Source organism: Exiguobacterium sp. GL_137 (assembly GCF_057834585.1).
This window is the reverse complement of sequence record NZ_CM174406.1, coordinates 2934959-2960638: the sequence shown is the minus strand read 5'-3', so window position 1 is coordinate 2960638 and position 25680 is coordinate 2934959. Positions and strand designations below refer to the sequence as shown.

Genomic DNA, 25680 nt, shown 5'->3' with positions numbered 1-25680 from the left:
AGAGATTCCTTTTTGAGTCGGCCTCTTTTCAGACATATGTTTTCAGGGCAAGACGCGTACACAACTCGATCGTTTCCGCATATTCCGACAGCGGAATCGACTCATCGATTTGATGCGCCAGCCGGAAATCGTGGAACGAAGCGACCGCAATCGGGAAGCTCCGGGCCGCCTGGCTGAACATCGCACCGTCCGTCCCGCCAGGAATTGCGACGCGCTGTGTCGGCTGCTGCCGGATTGATTCCATCGTGTCCGCGACAATCTGTAAGAACGGATCGTTCCGGTCCGTCTCACAGGAGGGGATGTCCTTGATGACCGTGACTTCCATCGAGAAGCTGTCGTCCTGTTGATGCAGCCGTTGATTGACTTCTTCGAGCGCTTGCAAGACCTGCTCCCGTCCAAAGCCCGGTATCGTCCGGATATCCATATAAAACGCAGCCCGGCTCGGAATGACGTTTGGTCCTTCACCGCCTGTGATTGACGTGATGGAAGCGACCACCGGACCAAGGTCCGGGTGACTGTGATCGGTGATTGTAAATCGGTCGGATTTCACTTCGCGGATGACCCGATATAAATCATCGATGGCATTTTTACCGAGTTGGGGCGAAGAGCTGTGAGCACTTTTTCCCGTACACGATACTTCAACACCGACGACACCTTTTTGGGCATAGCCGAGATAACCGCTCGTTGGTTCCGTGATCAAGAGGGCGTCTAAATCATCGGCGTCACCACGTTCCGTTAAATAGCGAGCTCCGGTCATGCCGTTTTCTTCATCCGATGTAATCAGCAACTTCAGACGATTCGGCAAGTCATCACGTTGATTTAATTCGATCATCATACTGACCATCGCCATCACACCGGACTTCATGTCAGAAGCACCGCGTCCGTAGATGCGTCCGTCTTCGATGGCACCGCCGAACGGATCTTTTGTCCATTCACTGATTTTAACCGGTACCGTATCGAGATGACCGGAGAAGCCAATTGTTTTCGGATGAACGGCAGCAGCACCGGCCTCGACCGTGGCGACAAGACAAATCCGTTTCGGAGAGACTTCAATCCAGTCTGTCTGGACACCATGAGAAGTCAGTAATTCATAGACATAGGTTGCGACGTTCTCTTCCCCGTCGTGTGGATTAGTGCTTGGAATTTGTAAACAGCGTTGCAAATAAGTAATCGGTTCTGTAAGCATAATTTCTCCTCCTTTACTGTCCTGTTCCCGTTTTCAGGTAGTTGCGTGAGGTGAACGAATGGCCAAAACATTTAAGCGCACCGAATTTCTTAGGCTCAAACCGTTTGAAAATGAACAAAAAAACACGATTCCTGAATCAGGAATCGTGCTGAACAGAAAACCCGTCACTTATTCCGCGTCTGTTTTCCATTTGTCGTCGATTAACATTTCACCCGGCCACGTATAGGCCATGATGCCGCCGTCAGCCGTGATGTCTTCACCCGTGACGTAAGAACTGTCATCTGACGCCAGGAACAGGGCAACCGTCGCCATCTCACGCGGTTTACCGAGACGCCCGAGTGGTGTGATCCACGCGTTAGCGTCGCGGAACTGTTTTCCTTGTTCTTCTTCTTTTCCGCCAACAAGCGTATCGATGAGCGGTGTTTCGATCGTTCCCGGTGAAAGCGAGTTGACGCGGATGCCATCGCGGGCATAATCAATTGCCATCGCCCGTGTGAAGTTGGCAATGCCGCCTTTTGCAGCATTGTAGCCGGAACGGTTCAAGTCGGCTGCACGTCCCGACATCGATGATGTATTGATGATCGATCCGCCGTTCTTCAGCATCAATGGAATGACGAATTTACTCGTTAAGAACGTTCCGCGTAAATCGACAGCGATGATTTGATCAAACAGTTCGATCGGGTATTCATGCACCTTTCCTCCCTGTTGATCAATCCCGGCATTGTTGAACAGGACATCAACCGTTCCGTATGTAGACTCTAGATGGTCGGCGAGTTGTTTGACGCTGTCGACTTGTGAGACATCGACATGAACGGCTTCGGCGTTTCCGCCGGCTTCCTTGATTTTCTCTACCGTCGCTTGTGCTTTTTCAAGCTCGACGTCCGCGCAGACGACTGTCGCACCCTGTTCGGCAAAGACGAGTGCCGTTGCCTGCCCGATTCCTGTGGCTGAGCCGGTAATGACGGCTACTTTGTTTTCAAGTCGTTTCATAAAAAATCTCCTCCTAAAAAAATAATGTCCGTTGTTGTGCTTCACCTTATGAAACATTCCCTGCGTCAATCGGACTAAACCCATCAAACTGTCTAACGTTTTGGAGGAACGGGAACAACTCAAACAGGAAAGCGCAACAGGAAGGGAATGAGAACGCTGACATCCGGACAGTTAAAACGGGCAAAAAAACTCTTAACCGAAGCCGTTCAGCATCAGATCGAGTTGAAGAATGGACGGATGAAAGAGGAACTGATTGAGGGAACGACGCCGGTCTTATGGTTTGGGAATGCGGCGAAAAAAAGCTGGCTGACGGTCGCGACGAATCCGTCCGCCGGACAGTTTTTAACCAAAGACGGTACTTTGCGTTTTGATTCGACGGGACCGTTCTTTTTACTTGAGCCGGACATGTCTTTGGAGACGTATCTGACCGACGACAACCTGGAACAAAGCATCCGTAAGTTTAATGACTACTTTAAACAAAAAGATGTCTACAAAACCTGGTTCGGAAAGGAGCAGGGTGGAAAACTGGAAGGATTCTTAAACGGACTGGGGGCGTCGCTGTACGATTCCTCTCTCCAGTCTGTCATCCATACCGATTTTTTCCCGCTTCCGACGAAACGGTACATGGGGACGATTTCGATGCGGCAGGAACTGGAGCAATCCGTTTTTGGACAAACCTTTTTCATGAAATTACTGCCGCTGTTTTCTTTGCACGGTATCATTTTACTCGGCCGGGAGCATACGGACCGGTTTCGGAAACTGGATTCAAGTACCGTCTGGGAAAATCCCTTCTCATTACCCGATTATCCGGATGCTATCGTTGAATTCGGGTATTCGGCTGGACTTGATTTGCCTGTCATCGGACTTCATTTTAAACCGGGCGAACAGTTCCTCGGTCTCGGCAGCCGTGTCGATGAAAATGGACGAAGTCATGGGACGTATGGCTCGACGAACGGGCTGCGGGAGATCGGAGAGCATGTCCGGAAAAAACTCGCTGAATTCTACCCGGTAGAGGATTGACAGTCGTTTTCATATCCGTAATAATGGAAATGAATTAGCACTCTATTGTATAGAGTGCTAAAAGTAAAAGGGGGTATCGAAAATGGAAACGAAACAATTTAAAGCCGAATCGAAACGATTGCTCCAAATGATGATTCATTCCATCTATACACACAAGGAAATCTTTTTACGTGAGTTGATTTCGAACGCCAGTGACGCCATCGATAAAATTTATTATAAAGCGTTGACGGACGAGACAATCACGTTCGACAAGGAAGCCTACAAAATTACGATTGAACCGAATAAAGAAACACGTCAACTGATTTTGCGCGATACGGGAATCGGGATGACAAAAGAAGAACTTGAAGAAAACCTCGGAACGATCGCGAAAAGCGGATCGCTCGCCTTTAAAGCGGAGAATGAATTAAAGGACGGCCATGACATCATCGGACAGTTCGGTGTTGGTTTCTATTCCGCCTTTATGGTCGCCGATACCGTTACGGTCGTGACGAAACCCTTTGGCAGTGATGTCGCCTACAAGTGGGAGTCACGCGGAGTCGACGGGTATACGATTGAAGAGGTCGAAAAAGAGACGGTCGGAACAGACATCACACTTCATATTAAAGCCAACGAAGAAGAAGAGAACTACGATGAATATTTAGAACCGTACCGCCTCCGGACCATCATCAAGAAATACTCCGACTTCATCCGCTATCCGATTGAGATGGCGGAGACGGAACAGCGTCCGGTCGACGGATCAGACGAAACTGAGTCCGTTACGGTCATGAAGACGGTCAACAGCATGGTGCCGATTTGGCGAAAAAACAAACGGGAGCTGACGGATGACGATTACCGCAACTTCTATCAGGAAAAACGATACGGATTTGACGCGCCGATCAAACACATTCATATCAGTGCTGACGGAGCCGTCCGTTATCAGTCCATTTTGTTCATTCCCGAGCAACCGTCGTTTGATTATTATTCAAAAGAGTTCGAAAAAGGACTCGAACTGTATGCGAACGGTGTCTTAATCATGGAAAAATGCAGCGATCTCTTACCGGATCACTTCAGCTTCGTCAAAGGAATGGTCGATTCGGAAGACTTATCGCTCAACATTTCGCGTGAAATGTTGCAACACGACCGTCAGTTGAAGTTGATTGCGAAGAATATTCAAAGCAAGATCAAGACGCAGCTCGAAGCCTTGTTGCGTGACGACCGCGAAAAATATGAGACGTTTTACCAAGCATTCGGCCGTCAATTAAAGTTCGGTATTTATAACGATTACGGGATGCAAAAGGACACGGTGAAAGACCTTGTTCTGTTCCATTCGGCTAAAGAGAAAAAATTAGTGACGCTTGCAGAGTATGTCGCCGCGATGCCGGAAGATCAAAAGTATATCTATTACGCGTCAGGCGAAAGCACGGACCGGTTGGATAAGTTGCCGCAATCAGAGCTCGTGAAAGATAAAGGCTTCGATATTCTGTACTTTACGGAAGAAATCGATGAGTTTGCCATTCAAATGCTTCTTAACTATGAAGGAAAAGAGTTTAAGTCTGTCACGAGCAGCGACCTCGGAATTGAACAGACGGAACAGGCGGAAACGACCGAGACACAAGCCGAGATGTTTAAAGCGATGCAGGAGGTACTGGCAGGACAAGTCAAAGAAGTCAAAGCCTCGACCCGCTTAAAATCACATCCGGTCTGCTTTGCAACGGATGGTGCAGTATCGATCGAGATGGAGAAAATCCTCAAAGCGATGCCGAACAACCAGGACGTCGCCGCCGTCAAAATCCTGGAATTAAATACATCACATGATGTGTTCCGGGCGATTGAATCAGCGTACGTTGAAGACCGTCCGAAATTTGAGCGGTACACGAAGTTGATGTATCAACAAGCATTATTGATGGAGGGACTACCAATCGAAGATCCGGTCGCGTTTGCGAACGAAGTCTGCGCATTAATGGTCTGAAATTAAAAAAAATCGTATAAAGAAAGCCGGACCCGATGAATTCATCAGGTCCGGCTTTTTGGATGGTGTGTTTACTGCATCTTACTCCGAACGTAGCTGCGACGGGACTTCGCCGCGTCGTGACAGGACGTTCAGCATGACGAGGAAAATCACGAAGGCGATCAGGGCACCGATGAAGCCGAATAGGGACGAACCGGTGACACCGAGTACGAGATATCCGACAGCCGACGTCACTGCACCAATCAAGGCATATGGCAACTGGGTCGTGACGTGATCAATATGATGCGAACCGGCACCGGTCGAACTGAGAATCGTCGTATCGGAAATCGGTGAACAATGGTCCCCGAAGACAGATCCGGCAAGAACAGCGGCAAGTGTTGGTAACAACAGACTTGGATCAACCGCCATGATCAAATCGGCTCCGATCGGTAACATGATTCCGAACGTCCCCCAACTCGTTCCGGTCGAGAATGCCATGATACTGGCAATCAAGAATAGAAGGAACGGCAGATAAGAAGCGGGAATCGATTTGCTGATGAAACTTGCGAGATAATCCCCGGTCTTCATGTCACCGATGACCGCGATGATCGTCCAGGCAAACAACAGAATAACGACAGCGGGCCACATCGATTTCATGCCCGCCCAGATACTGATGCGGTAATCACGTGCCGGAATTTTCCGACCGATCATCATCAGGAACGCAACGACTAAACTGATGATGACACCAGAAACAAGTGAGCGCGTCACGTCTGTTGCTTCAAAGGCGCCGATTAACGAAAAAGGCCGATCGTCAGCCGCAAGTGCCTGGGCACCTGTCCAAAGAAGGGCTGTGATGGTCGCAATGACTAACACGACGATTGGAACAACCAAGTCACGGACTTTACCGCCATCGTGTTCCTTGACTTCTTCTGCCATCCCCATTGGTGTCCCTTTGTTGGCGTCAAACAATTCACCTTGTAAGGCCCGCAACTCGTGCGTCCGCATCGGTCCAACGGCAATTCCCGTATAGGCGATGTAGAGTGTCAGTAACAAAGCGAAGATGGCGTAGAAGTTTAACGGCACAATCATCAGGAACGCACTGAACGCCGAGTAATCAGTGATTGAATGGGTCGTCAAGATTCCTGCGATAATCGAGATGATGAATGCACCCCAACTCGATAATGGACTGATGACACAGACCGGTGCAGCGGTGGAATCGATGATATACGCCAGTTTGGCGCGCGAGACACCGCGACGATCCGTTAACGGACGACTGACATTTCCGACGGCCAGACTGTTAAAGTAATCATCGATGAAAATCAAAATACCTAATCCGAAAGCGGCAAGCCTTGCACCACGTGCCGTCTTGACATGTGTCGTCGCCCATTCGCCGAAAGCACGGGCACCGCCGGATGTTTGTATCAGTGTAGACAAGACACCGAGTAACAGTAAGAAAACGAGTAATAAGACATTCCATTCATTTAACGCACCGTCTGCCCAAAACAGACTGAAGATGTTTTTTCCGAGATAAACAACGGTATCCACCGGATTGAAGCTGTGAAGCAGTAAGGCACCAATCAAAATGCCGACACCAAGTGAAATGACGACTTTTCGTGTGACAATTGCTAAAACGATGGCAACGATTGCCGGGACAAGCGCAACGATAGAATCTGAATAGTTGACCATTGTTGTGGTTCCTCCTCCTTTTTTAGAAGATGAGACCCGTTGCACAGAAAAAAGCAAGGGCACCGGCAACAAAGCCGACACCCTTGCTGGATGCGTCTTTCTTAGCCGAATTGGAGCGCTCCATACAACATGCGTATGGCAATCGAACGGGTCTTTCCCGATTCGACCAGCATGGTCACGTCTGACACGTGACGATACTTCGGCGGCATCACCTTTCTTTGATCGTCTTCGTTGTCATCCTCAGACCAAATACTCATCAACACCGCGCCTCTACCTCATCGATAGAATAGTCATATTCTTTTTATAGGAAAATCTTATCCTATTTCTTTTAAAAAATTAAGGCTGTTTGTTAAGTATCGAAGTAGGAAGTTAACTGCTTCATCAAATAGTCTTTATTTTCTTCAAACTGTCGCTTCCGGTGTCCATTTGCACCAGAAGGATGCGGGAAACCAAATAATACAGTATGTTTTTTAATTCGTCCCTGATGAAGCAATGTCCGGACAGTTGACTCGACGACACGTCCGAACGGGACCAAAATGACAGGGTGGGGTAACTGATTCAATTCCGCTGCGAAGTGCTCATACGCGTAATGTTGCAGCAACGGTGTTCGGTCAATCTTTGGTTGATGTCCCGTATAATTTTTGTCCCGGTAAAAAACAGGATGTCTCAGAATCGAAGTCGTGTGCAACAGATTCTGATTTGCATGAAATAAGGTGGCTGTTGAAGGAATATTCAGCAGACGATTTAATTCGAGTTCATCTAACATTATTGTCAAATTACGCCGCATGGGACCGGCGAAACTGGCACTGTATTTGACGATTTTCGATGCTTCTTCGATTGTTGCACCATGGTGGAAGGCATCAGCCGCTTCTTCATAAGCAATGCGCATTTGTTCAAATCCTGGTGTGATGCCAATGAAGACTATTTTGGCAGAGCGATTGATATATTCTCCGATTGGTGAGTAGTAAACGGATAATTCCTGTTCCTGTTGTAATAGGAAACCGTCTGTGAACAAGTCCTGGCGCGTCAAGGACCGATCAATCGGTAAGGCGCGGATGGCCTGTTCAAAAATCGATAATGAATTCAGCATGATAAGTCCTCTCTCTTTCTGTATTGGACCTATGATAACAAATAATGGTATTACATACAATTTAAACCCATATCAATATAGTGAGGGGTCTCTTAAGAATAAAAAAACCTTGCGACCAAATTGGAGGCAAGGCGGTTCTGACATGAATTATAAAGAAGTTCGTTCTTTGACAGAAGCCACTTCATACGTGATGATTTCACTTCCAAGCATTGGAGATTCTTCTTGTTTGCCGTCTGACGGTGCCGGACGCTTATGTGACTCTTTAAAATCATCACTGTTCCGCCATACTTCAAAATCCTTCATGTCTTCCCAGTACATGTTGACGTTCATTTCATCGTGTTCTTCGAGACCTTGTGTCAGTAAAACTTCGACACGAACAAATCCCTTCATCGAGTCAAGACCACTCGGACGGGTAAAGCGTGGTGCGAGTGCTGCTGCCATTCCTTTTTTGACTTTAATCCGATTCGTAACAACGATCATTGGATAGTCCCCCTTATAGAATGAAATGCTTACATCCATAGTATAGTACGATGAAACCAACAATGCTTGAAAGAAGGAATCAAATATGAATGAAAAAGAGTACGAAGAACGGCTACGCATCGAGACGATTGATATTCAGCATCTTTATAATGCATTCAGCCATTATAACCGGTACGAACCGACGCCTTATGCAGCGCTGGAGGAATTATGTGCCGTCTATCCCTTCGATTATACGGATACGGTCATTGATTTCGGCTGCGGAAAAGGACGGTTGAACTTTTATCTGCATGATCGGTTTGATTGTTCCGTCATCGGTGTTGAGATGAATGGACAATTTTATGAAGATGCCCTTATGAATCAAGCAACTTACATGAAAAAGATGAAGCGACGTCAAGGCAGCATCCGTTTTGAACATACGTATGCGGAAGCTTATCCGATTCCGGATGATGTCACGAAATGTTACTTTTTTAATCCGTTTTCCGTCCAAATTTTCATGAAGGTTGTCGATCAAATCTTAGCATCCGTTGAACGGCGTCCGCGTCCGCTCGATTTGATTTTGTATTACCCGGCAGACGAATACCGGTATTATTTAGAGCATCAGACGATTTTCGAACAGGTGGAAGAAGTCCGTCTGAAAGAACTTTTCCAAAAAAATCACGACGAACGATTCGTGATTTATCGGGTGGATTTGTCCCAAGAAGTACCAAAACGGGTATAAGGTACTAACGGCAATCACCAGAAAAGTGAGGCGATTCGGATGATTCATTTGCAACACGTGACGAAAGAATTTGCGCCGAAACGAGGTTTATTTGATGTCAGTTTTACGGTCGAACCGGGTATGGTGTTCGGCTTTATCGGACCGAACGGAGCCGGGAAATCAACGTCAATCCGGCAATTGATGGGCCTGATTCAAGCAGACTCCGGTCATGCGACCATCGGTGGATATGACTGTTGGAACCAATCACAGGAGGTAAAACGAATTGTCGGTTATTTACCGGGTGAGATTAATTTACCGGGTGATTTTACGGGTGAACAGGTCCTGCATTTGATGCAGCAACTCCATCAAAGCAAACCGGAACGTCAATCGGCGTTGCTGGAACAGTTTCCCTTCGAAACGAAAACGAAAATCCGGAAGATGTCGAAAGGGATGAAACAAAAGTTGGCATTAGTCGGCTGCTTCATGAAGGATGCCCCGGTCTATCTGCTTGACGAACCGACCAGTGGACTTGATCCCTTGATGCAGGAACGTTTTTTAAGCTTGATTGACAACGAACGGCAACGCGGGAAAGCCATTTTGATGAGTTCACATCATTTTCCGGAGATGGAAAAATCGTGTGACCGGGCCGCATTGATTAAAGAAGGACGAATCATCATCGAGTCGGATATCCATGAGCTGGTCCGTTCGAGCCGAAAACAGTACACGATTGAATTTGGTCTCGAAGCACATGCTGAACGGTTTGCACTTCAAATTGGAAGTCAACGCGTTCAAAATCATGTTTCCTTTTTCACAAGCAACGAACGGACGTTGAATCAAATCATCCGTTTTTTAACCGAATATGATGTCCGGGCGATTCAAACTTCGGCAGATGACTTAGAGCATGTCTTCTTACATTATTATAGTGAGCAGGAATCACCATGATGACGATCATTTGGTCTTTACTCAAGCATAACGGGAAGCCGATCACGGCCTATGCAGTCGGGACGAGTCTGTATTTATTGATGCTTGCCGCACTCTATCCGTCGATGATGAAGACGGGGTTGCTGGAAGCGAAGCTCCAGGCACTGCCACCGGAAGTTTTAAAAGCTTTCCAATACGATAAAGTGACCGGTTTTGATAACATTCTCGACTTACTCGGCGGAAATTATTACGGACTGATTTTTCAAATCATCGCGTCTTTATTTTTATTGTCACTTGCTGCGCGCTTACTGGCACGGCCAATTGATAACGGTGAACTGATTTTATACTTGGCTGCTCCGATTACACGTCACCAATATACGGCGTCGGCGATGATTGTGATGCTTCTCGCCAGTACATGCCTTGTGTTATGCAATACGTTCGTTTTATTGCTCGCTGACTGGTTTGTTTCAGGGGTTTCGATTGACGATATGACACTCGTCCGCTTTCAAGTGAATGCACTCTTCCTACTGTATGCCATCGGTGGGTTCACGTTGTGTATCGCCACCTTATTTGATGATGAACGACGCGCCTTTTCGATTGCCGGCAGTGTACTTGTGCTGTCGATTGTCCTGACGATCGGAGCCGGTCTCAGTGAAAAAACGGAGTGGATGCGTTACGGCTCGATTTTCAGCTTGTTCAACACACAACAATTATTAGAAGGAACCGAGCACTTCTTTTTACATCTCCTGCTGCTGGCGAGTATCAGCTTGTTATTCCATCTCGGTGCCTTTGTTAGTTTCCGGAAGCGCAGTTTGTCGATTTGACACAACTGGACCGGAATATAAGCCAAAGCGGACGTGGAAATTTACAGAAAGTGAACATTTAGGATTTGAACGTTGCGTAAGCGGCTGATTTTTACTAAGATAAAGGAATGTTATAGTTCTGGAAAAAGAAATGAGGTCTCTCTAATGAATAAACCGTCCATTTATGGATTAACACTTGAGCAGATGACTGAATGGTTGTCGCATCAAGGTCACAAACCGTTCCGAGCAAAACAAGTTTGGGATTGGTTGTATCGTAAACGTGTCACTACTTTCGCAGAAATGACGAATGTCAACAAGGATTGCCTTGAGTTGTTAGATCAGAGTTTTGCGATTAATTCGATGACAGAAGCCGTGAAACAGGAATCGGCAGATGGAACAATCAAGTTCCTCTTCAAATTATATGACGGCAGCTTGATCGAAACGGTCTTGATGCGTCATAAGTACGGTCTGTCTGTCTGTGTCACGACACAAGTCGGCTGTAACATCGGCTGTAGCTTCTGCGCAAGTGGCTTGATTAAGAAGAGCCGTGATCTCTCTGCTGGAGAAATCGTCGAGCAAATCATGAACGTTCAGCATCACCTCGATGCTGTCGGTAAAGAAGAGCGTGTCAGCCACGTCGTCGTCATGGGTATCGGTGAGCCGTTTGATAACTTCGACAACATGGTCGATTTCTTGAACGTCATCAAGGATCACAACGGTCTTGCGATCGGTGCGCGTCACATTACGGTTTCGACAAGTGGACTCGCAGATAAAATCTACAAATTCGCAGATTTAAAACTTCAAGTCAACCTGGCGATTTCATTACATGCGCCAAACAACGAACTCCGGACACAAATCATGAAAATCAACCGTGCGATTCCGCTCGAGAAATTGATGCCTGCCATCGATTACTACGTCAAGACGACGAACCGGAAAATCACGATTGAGTACATCCTTTTACGTGGTGTCAACGACCAGAAAGCCCAAGCAATCGAGCTTGCGAAATTGTTCGAAGACAAACGTCATTTGACGTATGTCAACTTGATTCCGTATAACCCGGTTGATGAGCACGGTCAATATCAACGCAGTACGTCAGAAGATATTTCAACGTTCTACGACACGTTGAAAAAGAACGGTCTCAACTGTGGTGTCCGTCTTGAACACGGTACGGATATCGATGCCGCATGTGGTCAGCTCCGCAGTAAACAAATCAAAAAAGATACAGTCGCAGCAAAATAAGCAAGTGGAGCTTCCTGTCACTCTGACGGGAAGCTCTTTTGACGTTCTGTTGAAAGTAGCGCATAATGAGAGGTCACGTCTGATTCATTCATCGAACCAACACATAAACTATAAAAATAAATGAGGTATTCTTATGTCTAAAAAACCATTCACTGATTTTCAGCTCAGTACACCGATTCTAGAAGCGATCGAACAGCTCGGCTACCATACACCGACCGATGTCCAACAAGCAGTTATTCCGGTCGCTTTGTCGGAAAAAGATATCATCGTCAAATCACGGACCGGCAGCGGGAAGACGGCATCGTTCGGGATTCCGCTCTGTGAGCTCGTCGAGTGGGAAGAAAACAAACCACAGGCGTTGATCTTGACACCGACGCGCGAACTGGCCCTGCAAGTCACGGAAGATGTCATGAACATCGGTCGTTATAAACGGATCAAAGCAACAGCCGTTTTCGGCAAACAGCCATTCCGGGGTCAAGTTGCAGAACTCAAGCAAAAAACACACATCGTCGTCGGAACGCCGGGACGTGTGCTCGATCACTTGGAGCGGGGCACGTTGTCGCTTGAAAAAGTGAAATATCTGGTGCTTGACGAGGCAGACGAGATGCTGAACATGGGCTTCCTCGATCAGGTCGATACGATTTTAAAACAATTGCCGAAACAGCGGACGACGATGCTGTTTTCGGCGACGTTCCCACAGGACATCCATCAGTTGAGTGACCGGTACATGCAGTCACCGAAGGAAGTCGAAATCCTGACGAAGGCAACGGAAATCGCAGAAATCGAACACAGTTATATTACGGTAACTGATAAGACAAAGTTTGCGGTCCTCAAAGATGTTACGGTCGTCGAAAATCCGGACCGGTGCATGATTTTCTGCCGGACGAAAGAACACGTCGATTTCGTCGCCCAAGGGTTGGCATCGATGGATTATCCGGTTGAAAAAATTCATGGCGGAATGGAACAGGATGAGCGTCTCGCCGTCATGAAAGCATTCCGGGCAGGTGAGTTCCGTTACCTCGTCGCGACAGACGTCGCAGCACGCGGGATCGATATTGAAAACATCACACACGTCATCCAGTACGACATGCCGGTCGAAAAAGAAAGTTATGTGCACCGGACAGGGCGGACGGGACGGGCAGGAGCACTCGGAAAAGCAATCAGTTTAGTGACCGAGTCCGATATGCGTCGTCTGCGTGAAGTCGAACAGTACCGCGGTGAGGCCATTGAAAGACGCCAAGCACCGACTGAAAAGGAACTGATTCGGACAGCGGATGCGTTTGAAGAGAAAATAACGACAGCTGACGTCCGGGCTTCGAAAACGGAACAGCTCAATGCCGACATCATGAAATTGTATTTTAACGGCGGGAAGAAAAAGAAACTGCGTGCCGTTGATTTCGTCGGAACGATTGCGAAAATCGAAGGCATGACCGCGCAAGATATCGGAATCATCACGATTCAGGATACCGTCACGTACGTGGAAATCCTGAACGGAAAAGGTCCGCTTGTCTTACGGGCGATGAAGACAACAAAAGTCAAAGGCAAACAGTTGAAAGTATACGAAGCGTTCAAAAAATAAATGGCAGCAGCCGTCTAAAGAGATATCACTCTCTTAAGACGGCTGTTTTTGTGTCAGGTGCTGTCCGAGATGAAGCCCGCTCGCAGCGGCTTGCGACAGCGAGTGTGTCACACCGGAGCAATCGCCGATTGCATACAATCCTCGGATATCCGTTTCAAAGACCGGAGACGTCGACAGTACCGGGGCATAAAATTTTCCGTCCATACCGTACAGTAACGTATCCGGAGAGAGTGGCGTCTCGAGGAGATGTTCAAGTCGGTCCAGAAATTCCAACAAGACCGTGATGTCGGTATCAGGCACTTCCTCGATCAGGTTTCCGGGTGTCGCTTCCAGGGTTGGTCTGACTTCACTTTCAGCGAGAGCATGTGGCTGTGTAGAGTGACCGGCACGCAAATCATCAAGCCGTTGCACGACAATCCGGTCCGTCCCTTGGTTGATGCGTCCGATGACGGAAGCGGCATAGTGATTCGCTTCTCCGAGTGTCGCAAAATAACGCGGTAAAAACAGCGTGAAGTTCAAGTTGGTCGTTCCGGACTCCTGTTCGCGAAAATTCTGACCGTCCGGCATGACGAGACCCTCCTGATGTTTGCGGATGATTCGTCCTTTCGGATTCATGCAGTACGTGACCGCCGTTCCGGCTGCTGACGCATAGGCCAGCTTCGTTTCGAATGTACCCTGTAACAGTGTGCGGAATGCCGTTTCCTCCATCTCAATCCGAATCCCCAGGTCGAGGCGTGTTTTGTTTTGAACGAGTCCAAGCGTCTGCAGTTGTTCCTGCATCCACTCCGTACCGGAACGTCCGGTCGCGAAGACAACACGTTGACTCGAAAATGTCTCGCGTTTAGTCGTAAGCAGAAACCCGTTATGTTGTTTCTCGATCGTTTCGACAAACGTCTCAAAACGAAAGGTAATCTGTTTCTGAAGAACGGCTTCGAGCCGTCTTAAAATACGTTCCGATAATCCGGTCCCGAGATGGCGGACCGTCGTTTCGATTGTTTCAAGACCGGCTGCTTTTGCCCGGGTTGCTAGCACAAAATTTGCCGTCGAATACGATTCGACTTCATCCGCGCCGTAACGACACAAGAGGGCATCGACCTGTTGCATCAGGTGGAGCGTTTTCTCCGTTCCTAGCTTCCCGGCGAGTTCGCCGCCGAATCCGGCAGAATAGTTGTATTTTCCTTCCGATTTTCCGAGTCCGCCAAAACCAAGATAGGTTTCTTGCAGTGTACGTTGGCCAAGCGGTTTTCCGGCATCAATCACTAAGACGGTCTGACCGTGTTCCATCAGTTCATGGGCCAAAAAGATGCCGGCGACGCCGGCACCGATAATCGTCACATCATACATCGTTTGACCAGCTCCTTTTTGTTAGTATACAAAAAAACCGGATTCCTGTTGAGGAATCCGGAACTCGAAAACGATTATTTCCAGTCTGTGATGTCGTTGATTGGTAGACGGACCGATGGGTAACCGGCGTCAACTGCTTTTCCGATTGAAAGGAGCATGACAGGGAGGTAACGGTCTTTATCCATACCGAATGCTTCCGCGATTTGGTCTTTTTCGTAGCCACCAATCGGGTTCGTGTCATAACCGTGTGCACGTGCCACAAGCATCAATTGCATTGAGACGAGACCTGAATCAATCAAGATGCTGTCACGAAGTGTATCTGTATCTTCCGGGCTGTAGAAGCCTTTGATGGCAGGGACTTGGCGGTCACGGACTTCTAGCGGCATCAAGCCTTTTTCAACAGCCATATCATAGATTGTATCGATGCTGTCGACTGCATTCATATCACCAAAGACCGCGATGACAGCAGATGATGTCTCGACTTGGACTTGATTGAATTTAGCGAGTGGAGCAAGCGTCGCTTTTCCTTCTGCACTGTCGATGACAAGGAAACGCCATGGTTGCATGTTGACAGAAGACGGAGCAAGTGTTGCTTCTTCAAGGATTTGTGTCATTTCTTCTTTTGAAATCTTGACGTTTGTGTCGTAGTTGCGGATTGAGCGGCGTCCTTTAACGATTTCCATAAAGTCTGTAGTTGTTTGAGTTGTCATAGTAATAATCTCCCTTTTTGTTTGTTCTCTATTTTTGGTTAATACGGGTACTACTTATTTCCAGTCTGCGATGTCGTTGATCGGCAGGCGAACCGACGGGTATCCTGTGTCGACTGCTTTTCCGATTGATAACAGCATAACTGGTACGTAACGGTCTTTTTCCATGCCAAACGCTTCAGCGATTTGATCTTTTTCGTAACCGCCGATTGGGTTCGTGTCGTAACCATGCGCCCGGGCAACGAGCATTAATTGCATCGAGACGAGACCTGAGTCGATCAAGATGCTGTCTTTGAGTGCGCTGGCCGGTACGCTTTCGTACATACCTTGAATCGCCGGTACTTGACGATCGCGGACTTCTTGCGGCATGAGTCCTTGTGCGACTGCTGTATCGTAGATATTTTCAAGTTGATCAATCGCCTTCATGTCACCGAAAACTGCGATGACAGCAGATGATGATTCAACTTGAACCTGGTTGAACTTAGCGAGTGGAGCAAGCGTCGCTTTCCCTTCTGCACTGTCGATGACGAGGAAACGCCATGGCTGCATGTTGACAGAAGACGGAGCGAGTGTCGCTTCTTCAAGGATCTGTGTCATTTCTTCTTTTGAAATCTTGACGTTTGTGTCGTAGTTACGGATCGAGCGGCGTCCTTTAACGATTTCCATGAAATCAGTCGTAGTTTGTGTAGTCATTTGAAAGTCTCCTTTTTAGTTAACGGTTGTTTTAGGTAAGGTGAGGGCATTTGTTTCAATACGTTGGATCATCTGTGCCAGCTGGTGTTGTTCGTCTGCCGTGAATCCTTCAAGCAGCTGTTCGAGGAATTCATCTTTTTGCTGACGTAACCGGGTAATCCGGGTCGCACCTTCTGGCGTCAGTGAAACGAGAATGACGCGGTTATCTGTTGCAGAACGGACCCGTTCAATCATCCCGTTCGTTTCGAGATGTTTTAAGTGTCGTGTTACCGCTGCATTATCAACGTTAACCCGTTGTTGCAACTCTTTTTGACTAATGGTCGCATCGACCTCGAGTTGGGCTAATAGGTCCATGCGGGTTTGGCTGAAGCCGTCCGTACAGAGGTCAAATTTTTGAGCAATCGTCTTATTGACAGAGACGAGTGCATAAATCAGTCGTCCTTTTTCAGTACAGGAAATACTCAAGTTCATCACATCCTTCCCTTCGTTCGAAAAATCCTTGACGTATCAAAGATTGATATGTAAACGAATATAACGTGTCTACTTTCATGACGCAACTAATATGCTTCATCCACAAAAAAAGATACCATTTCCTGTGAAATGGTATCGAGTCAGACGACTTAACTGATTTTTTGTTGTTTCCGGGGAATCGTTCCGGCATCAATCGCAGCAATCATCCGGCGGAAATGCCCCAACCAAAATTGAAGGAACGGGCCGATCAGGAAAATCGATAAGATCGTTCCGAAGAACACGGGTCCTCCAAGCAGCCAACCGATGCCGCAAGCGGTGATTTCCATGAATGTCCGCATCATCCGGATGGACGTACCGAACCGTTCAGCGAGCGTCAGTGTCAGTCCGTCCCGCGGCCCGGCACCGTACCCGACAGCAACATACAGCCCCGCTCCCATCCCGATGATGAAGATGCCGGCAATCAGCCAAAGCGTGTTCTGCCACAGGGAAGAAAATGAGGGCAGGAGACCTGAACCAAGAACAAGATTCATGAACACCCCGACGAAAATCGCGTTGACGAGTGTGCCGACCTGGGGTGTGATCCGGTCGAGCAAGTATTTGACGAACACCAATAACAATCCGACAAGAAGGATGATTGTCCCAACGGAAAACGGTGTTTTATTTTGAAGACCAAGGTGAAGAACGTCCCAGGTCGAGACGCCGAGTTGTGCCGTGATCATCATCGATGAACCGACAGCGAGTAAAAAAAGGCCAAATAAAAATAATGCCCATTTCAGGACAGAACGTAACAGCCAAGACGTGTGAATGGTCTGCTTCATGAATGGAAGACACCTCGTTTCAAAATCAAATTGATTCATTAACTGTACCATGTTTGATGGAGGAAACTAAAGGAAATCCGATATTTTCCATCCTGAGATGGAGGGAATCCGTCCTGCTTATCCGTATACTGATAAAAAAGGAGGTCAGTCGATGCGAAAAATCCGCCATTTGATCCGTTTTACATATCTTGAAGCCATCTGTTGTGTGTTCCCGGTCGCGATTTTCTTGGCGCTTGCGACATCCCGCTATCTACCGGCGGAACCGATTGCCCGTTATGATTTGCTCTTGATCTGGTGTCTCCTCGTTCAAATCGTTTTACTTATCACGCGTTATGAATCAAAGGAAGAGTTTAAATTGATTTTAATTTTCCATGCGATTGGACTTGGACTTGAGCTGTTTAAAGTCCAGGTCGGATCCTGGAGTTATCCGGAAGATGCCTTCAGCAAAGTATTTGGTGTTCCGCTTTATGCCGGCTTCATGTATGCGAGTGTCGCCAGTTACATCTGCCAGGCATTTCGCCGTTTTGATCTCCGCATTACACAGTTTCCCCGGCCGCTGTTTGCTTTAGCGACTGGTCTGCTCGTGTACGCTAACTTTTTTACCCATCATTGGTTGTTTGATTTTCGTTGGATTTTGATGGGGATTGTCGCTCTCATCTTTTATAAGTCCTGGGTCTATTTTCGTCTGGATGAGACTGTCTACCGGATGCCGCTCGTTCTTTCGTTTGGTCTGATTGCCTGGTTTATCTGGCTGGCGGAAAATATCGTGACCTTTTTTAAGGGTTGGGTGTATCCGAATCAGCAGGATGGATGGGAGCTGGTCGACTTCGGGAAATTATCGTCCTGGTTTTTACTTGTCATCATCACGATTTTGATTGTTTCCGTCGAAAAATACCGGCTCGGTGATCCGTCAATCGAAATCAAATCATAACCTTATCAAAAAAATAACCCGGTCTTTTTTTGACCAACCTACACGAAAGTCCCTTGCTATAGTTGAAAAAAAGCAAAGGGGTTGTTGAAGATGATGCAACAGATCGTGGAACGGGCGAAGACGTTAGTCGCCGGTAAAATGAAAGTAGTCGAAACGGTGGAAGAATGGGACCTCCTGCTCGAGGAAATCCGGGGAATCGATGAATGGGTGCAGATGTCGCGTTACTATACACCTTCTGAAAATTTGGACTTCACGTGGAGCAATCCAGAAGAAGACATATCAATCAAGCAACCTGTCGTTCCTCCTGTACAAATCACTCCTGTCATCGAACAACGTTACGCCTATACGTTCGTCCGTGAATTAAAAGGTGGTTCTTTACGGGAATGGCCGAACAGTCACATCTCGGAAACAGAGATCCGGCAATGGAATCTCGAACATGGAATGGAAATCCGGGTCCAAGTCGTACATCAGGACGTACGCCGGACGACACTTGAAGTGATGGATGTTGTCGCGACTGACCGGATGAAGCCACTGTCGGAACGAATCGTTTTTGAAAAATGTATCGTTAAAAACCACGGTATCATTGAATCGACGGTCGAAGGACCATTAAAGGATGAGACGGGTAAGTCTTTTTATTACGCCACACCGGTTGAAGACATGCGCTTTTTCCATCTGAAAGAAGGACAGCTCGTCGATCTCGTCATGTGGAAAGGTCGTCCGGAAACACTGACGATTGCCTGGAAATATGCGTTCCAATATCAAGAGCCGACGGTACAACTGTTGGAGACGTCAAACAATTCAACAGCACCAGTGCCACCATCAGTTGAAACAGCCAACGCCAGATCCATCGTCAAAAAGTCGGGACGCTATCTGAAGCAAATGAAACGAAAGCCGAAATTGAAACAAGAACGGAAAACGCGCCGGATTCGTGAAAAGAAATCCCAACCGTTGACACCACTCGTCACGACGTCCGTACCGGGGCAGCCCATCGACTTCGTGGATAAAAAACCACTTGATTTTGCACCGTTTGAAGGCATGCGGCTGGTCATCGTCGGCAATGAACAGCAAGCACCGGTCTACCGGACGTTTTTCGAAAAAACAGGAATCGAGCTGATTCATCTGTCGGGTGATGCCCAATCTGCGAAAAAGATTGCCAGTCTCGCGAAAAAGACCGATGCCATCGTCGTCGTCACAAGCCGGGTGTCCCATGCCGCTTCTGCACACGTCATCGCGCAGGCGAAGAAACATGATATTCCGTTTGCGATGGAACGGCTCGACGGACGACGTTCTTTGTATACGGCATGCCAGCGCCAACTTGAAAAAGCACGCTTAAATCAGTTAAAAACAGGAAAATCCTGAAAAAAGATGAAACTCCTCTCTTCATGAGCCGTAAATAAGGATAGAACTTATTTTGAGGAGGATCTCCATGATTAAAGAATTAAAATTATCCGCCCGTGAAGCGCTCAGTGGTCGCTGGGTCTTCATGGCACTTATGTTTTTACTGTTTCTCATCATTCAAAGTATTCCAACGATGTTTTCTTCTGATGCGAATGAAGATATTCAAGCGATTGATTTCATCGGTTTTTTACTGAACATTCTCTTGCTTCCACTTGCGATCGGTTGGACATGGCTTGCGATGTCTGTCGCTCGAAAAGAACAGGCAAAAATCGTTGATTTATTTGAGCCATACAAAATTTTCTTAAAGGCGGTCGGTCTTTCGATTGTCCAAAGTATTTTCCTTGGTTTATGGTTCTTACTATTTATCATCCCGGGTATCATCAAGTCATTTTCGTATCTAATGACGTTTTATATTTTACGAGATGAACCTTCAATCGGCATTTTGGATGCGATTACACGTTCGCGCCAAATGATGGACGGACATAAGATGGAAGCGTTCATGCTCGTCCTCTCATTCATTGGTTGGTTCCTGCTCGGATTGATTACCATCGGAATCGCTTTCCTATGGGTTGGCCCATACTTCAGCGTCACGCTTGCAAAATTCTATGACCGGATCCGCGGCGAAGAAGCACCCATCGAACAATCGACATTTGTTGCCCCATATTAAGACAATGAGGATGAGAGCCCGGCTCTCGTCCTTTTTTAATACTGTTATTAATTCCGATTGGAAAACAAGGTTTAATGGTTGCTTTACTCTGCTAAAAAGTGTACGATAATTCCAATAATTCTTATCAAGAGAAGTCGAGGGACTGGCCCGAAGACACTTCAGCAACCCCGCTAGCAGCGGAAGGTGCTACTTCCTAAAGGAATCTTTTCCTTTACAGATAAGAGCAGACATGATTAATCCGTCGCTCTTTTCGATTTTCGAGAAGAGCGACTTTTTTTTACAAGGGGGATATGACGGATGGAGTATGGATTTTGGTTACCGATTTTTGGCGGATGGTTACGGAATGTCGAAGACGAACAGATGCCGGCGACATTCGATTATGCGAAACAGGTCGCACAAACGGCTGAACAAATCGGGTTTTCAACGACCTTGATTGCGGAATTGAACTTAAATGACATCAAAGGACTTGAAGCACCAAGTCTTGAAGCCTGGACGACGGCAGCGGCGATTGCCGCGACGACGGAACGACTGGAAATCATGACAGCGGTCCGTCCGGGGTTCCATAATCCGGCGACGACCGCGAAGATGGCAGCAAACATCGATCAACTTAGCAACGGGCGCTTTACGTTAAACGTCGTCTCTGCCTGGTGGGAAGAAGAAGCGCGGCAATACAACGGGATCTTCACAGCTCACGACGAACGCTACGCGCGGACGGAAGAGTTTGTCACGATCATGAAAGGATTATGGGCAGATGCTTCGCCGTACAGCTTCGACGGGAACTACTATACGCTCGAGAAGACGCAACTGCATCCGAAGCCGGTTCAACGACCGGGCATCAAGTTGTACGCAGGCGGGGAAAGTGAAGCCGGCAAACAAACCATCGTCAATCATTGTGACGCTTATGTCATGCACGGCGGAACAGTGGAAGAAGTGTCCGTTAAGATTGAGGATATGAAGGCGCGCCGACAAGCGACAGGGCAACCGCCGCTTGAAAGTTTTGGATTGGCTGCTTATATCATCTGCCGCGATACGGAAGAAGAGGCTATTCAAGAATGGCAACGAATTACGGACGTCAAGGAAGACAGTGCCGGATACGCCGGGTACGACGACTTCGTCAGCAAATCACAACTCGAACAGCAGGTAAAACGGAACGATTATTCGGTCTCGAACCGCGGACTCCGTCCTGATTTGATTGGAACACCGGAACAGATTGCGGAACGGATTCTTGCGTTTGAGCAGGTGGGTGTCTCCTTATTATTACTTCAATTTTCACCACAACTGGAAGAAATGGAACGCTTCGCGCGCGACGTCATGCCGCTTGTCGAAGAAAAACGAAAGGTAGGTCAAATCAAATGACAAAAATTCATATCTTACACGAAAACCAGGAATGGACGGACCATTTAATTAAACGACTCGAGGAACTGGAGTTGCCGTATGAACAGTGGCATCTCGATGAAGGACAGGTCCCGCTTGATGAAGTCCCGCCAGAAGGCGTCTTCTACAGCCGGATGAGTGCATCGTCGCATACGCGCGGGCACCGCTACGCCCCGGAACTGACGGAAGGGGTACTCGCGTGGCTAGAGGAACACGACCGGACTGTCTTTAACGGAACCCGTGCCTTACGTCTTGAAGTGAGTAAAATCAATCAGTATACGGCCCTTCGAAAAGCCGGTATCCGGGTTCCGAAAACGACAGCTGCCGTCGGGCGTGATCAAATCGTCGAAGCGGCGAAAAACATCGGCGTGTCCTCGTTTATCACGAAACACAACCGTGCCGGAAAAGGACTCGGCGTTCAGTTGTTCCATTCGATCGAAGCACTTGAGACATATCTTGATGGACCAACGTTTGATGAACCGGTCGACGGGATCACACTGATTCAAGAATATATCCAGGCACCGGAACCGTACATCACGCGCTGTGAGTTCGTCGGCGGGAAGTTTGTTTATGCTGTCCAGGTCGACACGTCAGAAGGATTTGAACTGTGCCCGGCAGATGCCTGTGTCATTGACGACTTGTTCTGCCCGGTCGGTGAAGAGGCCCCACAAACACCGATGAAGTTTAAAGTCGTCGACGGATTTAATGATCCGATCATTCAAAAGTATGAAGCCTTCCTGCAAGCGAACCAGATCGCGGTCGCCGGCATCGAGTTCATCAAGGATGCGGATGGAACAATCTATACGTATGACGTCAATACGAATACGAATTACAATTCAGACGCGGAAGCAGCTGCCGGTAAGTTCGGCATGCTCGAACTGGCGAAGTTCCTCGGTGCGGCCCTTGAACGTCAGACTGTAAAATAATCATCACGGACCGATTAAAATAAGCCAAATACCCTGCATGTGTGTAGTCTGAAGTTAGAACTGCACACATCAGGGTATTTTTCAGTAAAAGGAGGTGTTGGGATGGTAACGTGGCATGAAGAAAAGAGACTGGATGTTCCAATCGAGGAAGCCTGGCATATCTTTGATCACGATCGGTTACAACGCCTGATTCCAGGTGTCGTCCAGCACGATGTGATCGAACGGAAACCGGGTGTCATCGGTTCGACATACCGGCAAACGTATATGCAGGGGAATCGCCTCGAGACATATATCGTGACGGATCTTGCCTATACAAATCAACCGGATTTCAAACAAAATACGATTGGATTTACGCTTGCCAAAATCTTTAAACTCGAGATGACCTTTACGTTGAAGCGGCTCGACGAAAAAAGTTGTCAGCTGATTTATACCGGGAAAAACGAAGGGGCGAATTTCGTCGGACGAAGCCTGCTGTCGCTTGGCGGCGAACGGGAAACGGAAAAAATCGTGCAAGGGTTACTCCGTCGTGTGGAAGAAGAGGCAAGTCAAATGCGTACATGATCAATAAAGGCATCTACTCGACTGGAGCAGATGCCTTTCGTTTGGTTTTACAAAAAAGAGTATGTCTTATCCTAAAGCTGTTAAAATTTTTGCGACTTGTCGATCGGCGGTCATCTCCGAAAGTAGCATCCATCTCACTCCGGTCAGAACTTGGTCTCCCTCCGGGCGCTCTGGATCATATCCCAAAATCGGTTCGCGTGAATCGATCTGTCTGACTAAAAAGCAGATCTCTTGTCCGTTTGCGTGAGTTTCTGAGTAAAGAGGTTTGATGATGCGGATGGCGAGATTCACTTCCTCTTGCACCTCCCGAATGACCGCTTGTTCGAAGGTTTCATGTTCCTCGAGACCCCCTCCGGGTAATGTCCAGAAACTTCAATCGTTTGTCTCAAGACGAAGCATCAAAATCCGACCGTTCTCAATTAAGGCTGCACAGGAACGATGGCGCAACGTTTTTCCTCCTCTGATGGGCATGATATCTGCAGTCTACAAAAAAGAGACCTCATCCGCTAGGACAGGTCTCTCGTTTCATTACTTAGTTCGTTGCATACAACGTTGATAATTGTTGTTGGACAGAGTCATTGTTGAGGTATTCATCATACGTCGTTTCTTTGTCGACGATACCGTTTGGTGTCAATTCGATGATCCGGTTTGCGATTGTTTCAACAAACTGATGGTCATGTGAGCTGAAGAGCATTGCGCCTTTATAAGCGATCAAGCCATCGTTGAGTGCTGTGATCGATTCGAGATCCAAGTGATTCGTCGGATCGTCGAGAACAAGAACGTTTGAGCCGCTGAGCATCGCTTTGGATAACATACAACGGACTTTCTCTCCCCCGGATAAAACAGACGCTTTTTTCATGACTTCTTCGCCTGAGAAGAGCATCCGGCCGAGGAAACCACGGAGGAACGTGTCGCTCTCATCGGCTGGTGAATACTGGCGTAACCAGTCGAGGATTGTTTTGTCCGATCCTTCGAAGAAAGCAGAGTTATCTTTTGGCAAGTACGATTGTGACGTCGTAACGCCCCACTTGAATGTGCCGCTGTCTGCTTCGATTTCACCCATGAGGATTTTAAAGAGTGTCGTGATGGCAATGTCATTTTGGCTGATAAAGACCACTTTATCCGTTTTGTTTAATGAGAAACGAACATTATCCAGTACTTTGACGCCATCGATTGTCTTCGAAATGCCATCAACAATCAACAAATCATTTCCGATTTCACGTTCCGGTGTGAAGCCGACGAACGGATAACGGCGTGAAGACGGACGGATGTCGTCGAGTGTGATTTTATCAAGTAACTTTTTCCGGGACGTCGCTTGTTTCGCTTTTGAGGCGTTCGAGCTGAAACGGGCGATGAAGGCTTGAAGTTCTTTGATTTTCTCTTCTTTTTTCTTGTTTTGGTCGCCTGCCATACGTGAAGCGAGCTGACTTGACTCATACCAGAAATCATAGTTTCCGATATAAAGTTGGATTTTTCCGTAGTCGAGATCGGCCATGTGCGTACAAACGTTGTTGAGGAAGTGACGGTCGTGGGAAATGACGATGACCGTATTTTCAAATCCGATCAAGAACTCTTCGAGCCATTTAACGGCTTTCAAGTCAAGACCGTTGGTAGGCTCATCGAGCAACAGAATGTCTGGTTTGCCGAATAAGGCTTGAGCAAGCAAGACTTTGACTTTCTCTCCGCCCGTCAGTTCAGCCATTGTTTTCGTATGAAGATTTTCTTTAATCCCAAGACCTTGTAAGAGCATTGCCGCTTCCGACTCTGCTTCCCATCCGTTCATTTCTGCGAACTCACCTTCGAGCTCGGCAGCACGCATGCCGTCTTCGTCCGAGAAGTTTTCTTTCATATAGATAGCATCTTTTTCTTTCATGACTTCATAAAGGCGCTTATGACCCATCATGACCGTTTCGATGACTTGGAACTCTTCATATTCATAGTGGTTTTGGCGAAGGACACCAAGGCGTTCGCCAGGCGTGATGATGACGTCTCCTTGTTGTGCTTCGATATCACCTGCAAGAATTTTAAGGAATGTTGATTTACCGGCACCGTTTGCACCGATGAGACCGTAGCAGTTGCCCGGTGTGAACTTGATGTTGACGTCTTCGAATAATTTACGGTCCGCAAAGCGGAGACCGACGTTTTGTACTGTAATCATATAGAGATGAACCC

24 protein-coding genes, 1 pseudogene and 2 riboswitches are annotated in these 25680 nt (G+C 47.5%); of the genes and pseudogenes, 13 read left to right on the top strand and 12 right to left on the bottom strand.

Annotated features, from left to right (window positions below; all coding sequences use genetic code 11):
• Window positions 1-28: 28 nt before the first annotated feature.
• Window positions 29-1186 (bottom strand): ArgE/DapE family deacylase, encoded by a 1158-nt coding sequence (locus AC3IRK_RS15380; protein ID WP_489170202.1) that lies wholly within the window; start codon window positions 1184-1186, stop codon window positions 29-31.
• Between the two features lie 168 nt (window positions 1187-1354).
• Complete coding sequence (locus tag AC3IRK_RS15375; protein ID WP_290828006.1) at window positions 1355-2176, bottom strand: SDR family oxidoreductase; 822 nt, start codon at window positions 2174-2176, stop codon at window positions 1355-1357.
• 147 nt (window positions 2177-2323) lie between these two features.
• Here AC3IRK_RS15375 and AC3IRK_RS15370 point away from each other — a divergent pair, with 147 nt between their 5' ends.
• Window positions 2324-3196 carry a hypothetical protein gene (locus AC3IRK_RS15370; protein WP_489170201.1) on the top strand — a complete coding sequence of 291 codons (873 nt, stop codon included), beginning with the start codon at window positions 2324-2326 and terminating at the stop codon, window positions 3194-3196.
• 82 nt (window positions 3197-3278) lie between these two features.
• A complete protein-coding gene (htpG, locus tag AC3IRK_RS15365; RefSeq protein ID WP_489170200.1) occupies window positions 3279-5144 on the top strand; it encodes a molecular chaperone HtpG in 1866 nt (621 codons plus the stop codon).
• Between the two features lie 81 nt (window positions 5145-5225).
• Here the strand turns inward: htpG and AC3IRK_RS15360 are convergent, their stop codons facing one another.
• From AC3IRK_RS15360 to AC3IRK_RS15350, 3 genes are all read right to left on the bottom strand, one after another.
• A complete protein-coding gene (locus AC3IRK_RS15360) occupies window positions 5226-6809 on the bottom strand; it encodes a Na+/H+ antiporter NhaC family protein (RefSeq protein ID WP_188004924.1) in 1584 nt (527 codons plus the stop codon).
• A 105-nt stretch (window positions 6810-6914) separates the two neighbouring features.
• Window positions 6915-7090: riboswitch (Lysine riboswitch) on the bottom strand.
• A 68-nt stretch (window positions 7091-7158) separates the two neighbouring features.
• Window positions 7159-7899, bottom strand: a complete 741-nt coding sequence (locus AC3IRK_RS15355) for a uracil-DNA glycosylase family protein (RefSeq protein ID WP_214855216.1) — start codon at window positions 7897-7899, stop codon at window positions 7159-7161.
• Between the two features lie 147 nt (window positions 7900-8046).
• Window positions 8047-8379 carry a heme oxygenase gene (locus tag AC3IRK_RS15350; RefSeq protein ID WP_188004920.1) on the bottom strand — a complete coding sequence of 111 codons (333 nt, stop codon included), beginning with the start codon at window positions 8377-8379 and terminating at the stop codon, window positions 8047-8049.
• A gap of 85 nt (window positions 8380-8464) precedes the next feature.
• On the opposite strand from AC3IRK_RS15350, the gene AC3IRK_RS15345 reads away from it, so the two are divergent.
• The 5 genes from AC3IRK_RS15345 to AC3IRK_RS15325 all read left to right on the top strand — a co-directional run bounded on the left by AC3IRK_RS15345 (window position 8465) and on the right by AC3IRK_RS15325 (window position 13618).
• The gene (locus AC3IRK_RS15345) at window positions 8465-9097 is read left to right on the top strand and encodes a methyltransferase (RefSeq protein WP_188004919.1); all 633 of its coding nucleotides are present in this window, start codon (window positions 8465-8467) and stop codon (window positions 9095-9097) included.
• A gap of 39 nt (window positions 9098-9136) precedes the next feature.
• Window positions 9137-10018 carry an ABC transporter ATP-binding protein gene (locus tag AC3IRK_RS15340; RefSeq protein ID WP_426354325.1) on the top strand — a complete coding sequence of 294 codons (882 nt, stop codon included), beginning with the start codon at window positions 9137-9139 and terminating at the stop codon, window positions 10016-10018.
• The gene (locus AC3IRK_RS15335; protein ID WP_489170199.1) at window positions 10015-10821 is read left to right on the top strand and encodes an ABC transporter permease subunit; all 807 of its coding nucleotides are present in this window, start codon (window positions 10015-10017) and stop codon (window positions 10819-10821) included. Before AC3IRK_RS15340 ends, AC3IRK_RS15335 begins: the two co-directional genes overlap by 4 nt.
• A 144-nt stretch (window positions 10822-10965) precedes the next feature.
• Complete coding sequence (gene rlmN, locus AC3IRK_RS15330) at window positions 10966-12039, top strand: dual-specificity RNA methyltransferase RlmN (RefSeq protein ID WP_131503575.1); 1074 nt, start codon at window positions 10966-10968, stop codon at window positions 12037-12039.
• 133 nt (window positions 12040-12172) lie between these two features.
• A complete protein-coding gene (locus tag AC3IRK_RS15325; protein ID WP_114596721.1) occupies window positions 12173-13618 on the top strand; it encodes a DEAD/DEAH box helicase in 1446 nt (481 codons plus the stop codon).
• Window positions 13619-13651: 33 nt separating this feature from the next.
• Here AC3IRK_RS15325 and AC3IRK_RS15320 read toward each other — a convergent pair whose 3' ends face one another.
• From AC3IRK_RS15320 to AC3IRK_RS15300, 5 genes are all read right to left on the bottom strand, one after another.
• Window positions 13652-14962: an NAD(P)/FAD-dependent oxidoreductase gene (locus AC3IRK_RS15320; RefSeq protein ID WP_489170198.1), complete on the bottom strand. Its 1311-nt coding sequence runs from the start codon at window positions 14960-14962 to the stop codon at window positions 13652-13654.
• Between the two features lie 74 nt (window positions 14963-15036).
• Window positions 15037-15672 (bottom strand): nitroreductase family protein, encoded by a 636-nt coding sequence (locus AC3IRK_RS15315; protein WP_131503572.1) that lies wholly within the window; start codon window positions 15670-15672, stop codon window positions 15037-15039.
• 54 nt (window positions 15673-15726) lie between these two features.
• Window positions 15727-16362 carry a nitroreductase family protein gene (locus AC3IRK_RS15310; protein ID WP_131503571.1) on the bottom strand — a complete coding sequence of 212 codons (636 nt, stop codon included), beginning with the start codon at window positions 16360-16362 and terminating at the stop codon, window positions 15727-15729.
• Window positions 16363-16377: 15 nt separating this feature from the next.
• The gene (locus AC3IRK_RS15305) at window positions 16378-16833 is read right to left on the bottom strand and encodes a MarR family winged helix-turn-helix transcriptional regulator (RefSeq protein ID WP_131503570.1); all 456 of its coding nucleotides are present in this window, start codon (window positions 16831-16833) and stop codon (window positions 16378-16380) included.
• 149 nt (window positions 16834-16982) lie between these two features.
• Window positions 16983-17651 (bottom strand): YczE/YyaS/YitT family protein, encoded by a 669-nt coding sequence (locus tag AC3IRK_RS15300; protein ID WP_131503569.1) that lies wholly within the window; start codon window positions 17649-17651, stop codon window positions 16983-16985.
• A gap of 151 nt (window positions 17652-17802) precedes the next feature.
• Between AC3IRK_RS15300 and AC3IRK_RS15295 the strand changes: the two genes are divergently transcribed.
• The 6 genes from AC3IRK_RS15295 (at window position 17803) to AC3IRK_RS15270 (ending at window position 23508) form a co-directional block, all read left to right on the top strand.
• Window positions 17803-18582 (top strand): DUF817 domain-containing protein, encoded by a 780-nt coding sequence (locus AC3IRK_RS15295; protein ID WP_131973536.1) that lies wholly within the window; start codon window positions 17803-17805, stop codon window positions 18580-18582.
• 90 nt (window positions 18583-18672) lie between these two features.
• Complete coding sequence (locus tag AC3IRK_RS15290; RefSeq protein ID WP_489170197.1) at window positions 18673-19941, top strand: DUF2325 domain-containing protein; 1269 nt, start codon at window positions 18673-18675, stop codon at window positions 19939-19941.
• Window positions 19942-20008: 67 nt separating this feature from the next.
• A complete protein-coding gene (locus tag AC3IRK_RS15285) occupies window positions 20009-20647 on the top strand; it encodes a DUF975 family protein (protein WP_489170196.1) in 639 nt (212 codons plus the stop codon).
• Between the two features lie 118 nt (window positions 20648-20765).
• Window positions 20766-20871, top strand: a riboswitch (SAM riboswitch).
• Between the two features lie 73 nt (window positions 20872-20944).
• Window positions 20945-22003 carry an LLM class flavin-dependent oxidoreductase gene (locus tag AC3IRK_RS15280; RefSeq protein ID WP_489170195.1) on the top strand — a complete coding sequence of 353 codons (1059 nt, stop codon included), beginning with the start codon at window positions 20945-20947 and terminating at the stop codon, window positions 22001-22003.
• Window positions 22000-22947: an ATP-grasp domain-containing protein gene (locus AC3IRK_RS15275; protein WP_318091602.1), complete on the top strand. Its 948-nt coding sequence runs from the start codon at window positions 22000-22002 to the stop codon at window positions 22945-22947. The genes AC3IRK_RS15280 and AC3IRK_RS15275 overlap by 4 nt, the downstream gene beginning before the upstream one ends.
• A gap of 102 nt (window positions 22948-23049) precedes the next feature.
• On the top strand, window positions 23050-23508 hold the full coding sequence (locus tag AC3IRK_RS15270; RefSeq protein WP_489170194.1) for a hypothetical protein: 459 nt from the start codon (window positions 23050-23052) through the stop codon (window positions 23506-23508).
• Window positions 23509-23574: 66 nt separating this feature from the next.
• On the opposite strand, the pseudogene AC3IRK_RS15265 reads toward AC3IRK_RS15270, so the two are convergent.
• Window positions 23575-23862: pseudogene (locus AC3IRK_RS15265) on the bottom strand (NUDIX hydrolase); the annotation flags it as partial.
• Window positions 23863-24040: 178 nt separating this feature from the next.
• Complete coding sequence (locus AC3IRK_RS15260; RefSeq protein WP_026831669.1) at window positions 24041-25666, bottom strand: ABC-F family ATP-binding cassette domain-containing protein; 1626 nt, start codon at window positions 25664-25666, stop codon at window positions 24041-24043.
• Window positions 25667-25680: the final 14 nt, after the last annotated feature.

Bases quoted from the DNA above. Each gene is read 5' to 3' on its own strand.
- AC3IRK_RS15380 (WP_489170202.1), bottom strand. From the start codon at position 1,186: ATGCTTACAGAACCGATTACTTATTTGCAACGCTGTTTACAAATTCCA.
- AC3IRK_RS15375 (WP_290828006.1), bottom strand. From the start codon at position 2,176: ATGAAACGACTTGAAAACAAAGTAGCCGTCATTACCGGCTCAGCCACA.
- AC3IRK_RS15370 (WP_489170201.1), top strand. From the start codon at position 2,324: ATGAGAACGCTGACATCCGGACAGTTAAAACGGGCAAAAAAACTCTTA.
- htpG (WP_489170200.1), top strand. From the start codon at position 3,279: ATGGAAACGAAACAATTTAAAGCCGAATCGAAACGATTGCTCCAAATG.
- AC3IRK_RS15360 (WP_188004924.1), bottom strand. From the start codon at position 6,809: ATGGTCAACTATTCAGATTCTATCGTTGCGCTTGTCCCGGCAATCGTT.
- AC3IRK_RS15355 (WP_214855216.1), bottom strand. From the start codon at position 7,899: ATGCTGAATTCATTATCGATTTTTGAACAGGCCATCCGCGCCTTACCG.
- AC3IRK_RS15350 (WP_188004920.1), bottom strand. From the start codon at position 8,379: ATGATCGTTGTTACGAATCGGATTAAAGTCAAAAAAGGAATGGCAGCA.
- AC3IRK_RS15345 (WP_188004919.1), top strand. From the start codon at position 8,465: ATGAATGAAAAAGAGTACGAAGAACGGCTACGCATCGAGACGATTGAT.
- AC3IRK_RS15340 (WP_426354325.1), top strand. From the start codon at position 9,137: ATGATTCATTTGCAACACGTGACGAAAGAATTTGCGCCGAAACGAGGT.
- AC3IRK_RS15335 (WP_489170199.1), top strand. From the start codon at position 10,015: ATGATGACGATCATTTGGTCTTTACTCAAGCATAACGGGAAGCCGATC.
- rlmN (WP_131503575.1), top strand. From the start codon at position 10,966: ATGAATAAACCGTCCATTTATGGATTAACACTTGAGCAGATGACTGAA.
- AC3IRK_RS15325 (WP_114596721.1), top strand. From the start codon at position 12,173: ATGTCTAAAAAACCATTCACTGATTTTCAGCTCAGTACACCGATTCTA.
- AC3IRK_RS15320 (WP_489170198.1), bottom strand. From the start codon at position 14,962: ATGTATGATGTGACGATTATCGGTGCCGGCGTCGCCGGCATCTTTTTG.
- AC3IRK_RS15315 (WP_131503572.1), bottom strand. From the start codon at position 15,672: ATGACAACTCAAACAACTACAGACTTTATGGAAATCGTTAAAGGACGC.
- AC3IRK_RS15310 (WP_131503571.1), bottom strand. From the start codon at position 16,362: ATGACTACACAAACTACGACTGATTTCATGGAAATCGTTAAAGGACGC.
- AC3IRK_RS15305 (WP_131503570.1), bottom strand. From the start codon at position 16,833: ATGAACTTGAGTATTTCCTGTACTGAAAAAGGACGACTGATTTATGCA.
- AC3IRK_RS15300 (WP_131503569.1), bottom strand. From the start codon at position 17,651: ATGAAGCAGACCATTCACACGTCTTGGCTGTTACGTTCTGTCCTGAAA.
- AC3IRK_RS15295 (WP_131973536.1), top strand. From the start codon at position 17,803: ATGCGAAAAATCCGCCATTTGATCCGTTTTACATATCTTGAAGCCATC.
- AC3IRK_RS15290 (WP_489170197.1), top strand. From the start codon at position 18,673: ATGATGCAACAGATCGTGGAACGGGCGAAGACGTTAGTCGCCGGTAAA.
- AC3IRK_RS15285 (WP_489170196.1), top strand. From the start codon at position 20,009: ATGATTAAAGAATTAAAATTATCCGCCCGTGAAGCGCTCAGTGGTCGC.
- AC3IRK_RS15280 (WP_489170195.1), top strand. From the start codon at position 20,945: ATGGAGTATGGATTTTGGTTACCGATTTTTGGCGGATGGTTACGGAAT.
- AC3IRK_RS15275 (WP_318091602.1), top strand. From the start codon at position 22,000: ATGACAAAAATTCATATCTTACACGAAAACCAGGAATGGACGGACCAT.
- AC3IRK_RS15270 (WP_489170194.1), top strand. From the start codon at position 23,050: ATGGTAACGTGGCATGAAGAAAAGAGACTGGATGTTCCAATCGAGGAA.
- AC3IRK_RS15260 (WP_026831669.1), bottom strand. From the start codon at position 25,666: ATGATTACAGTACAAAACGTCGGTCTCCGCTTTGCGGACCGTAAATTA.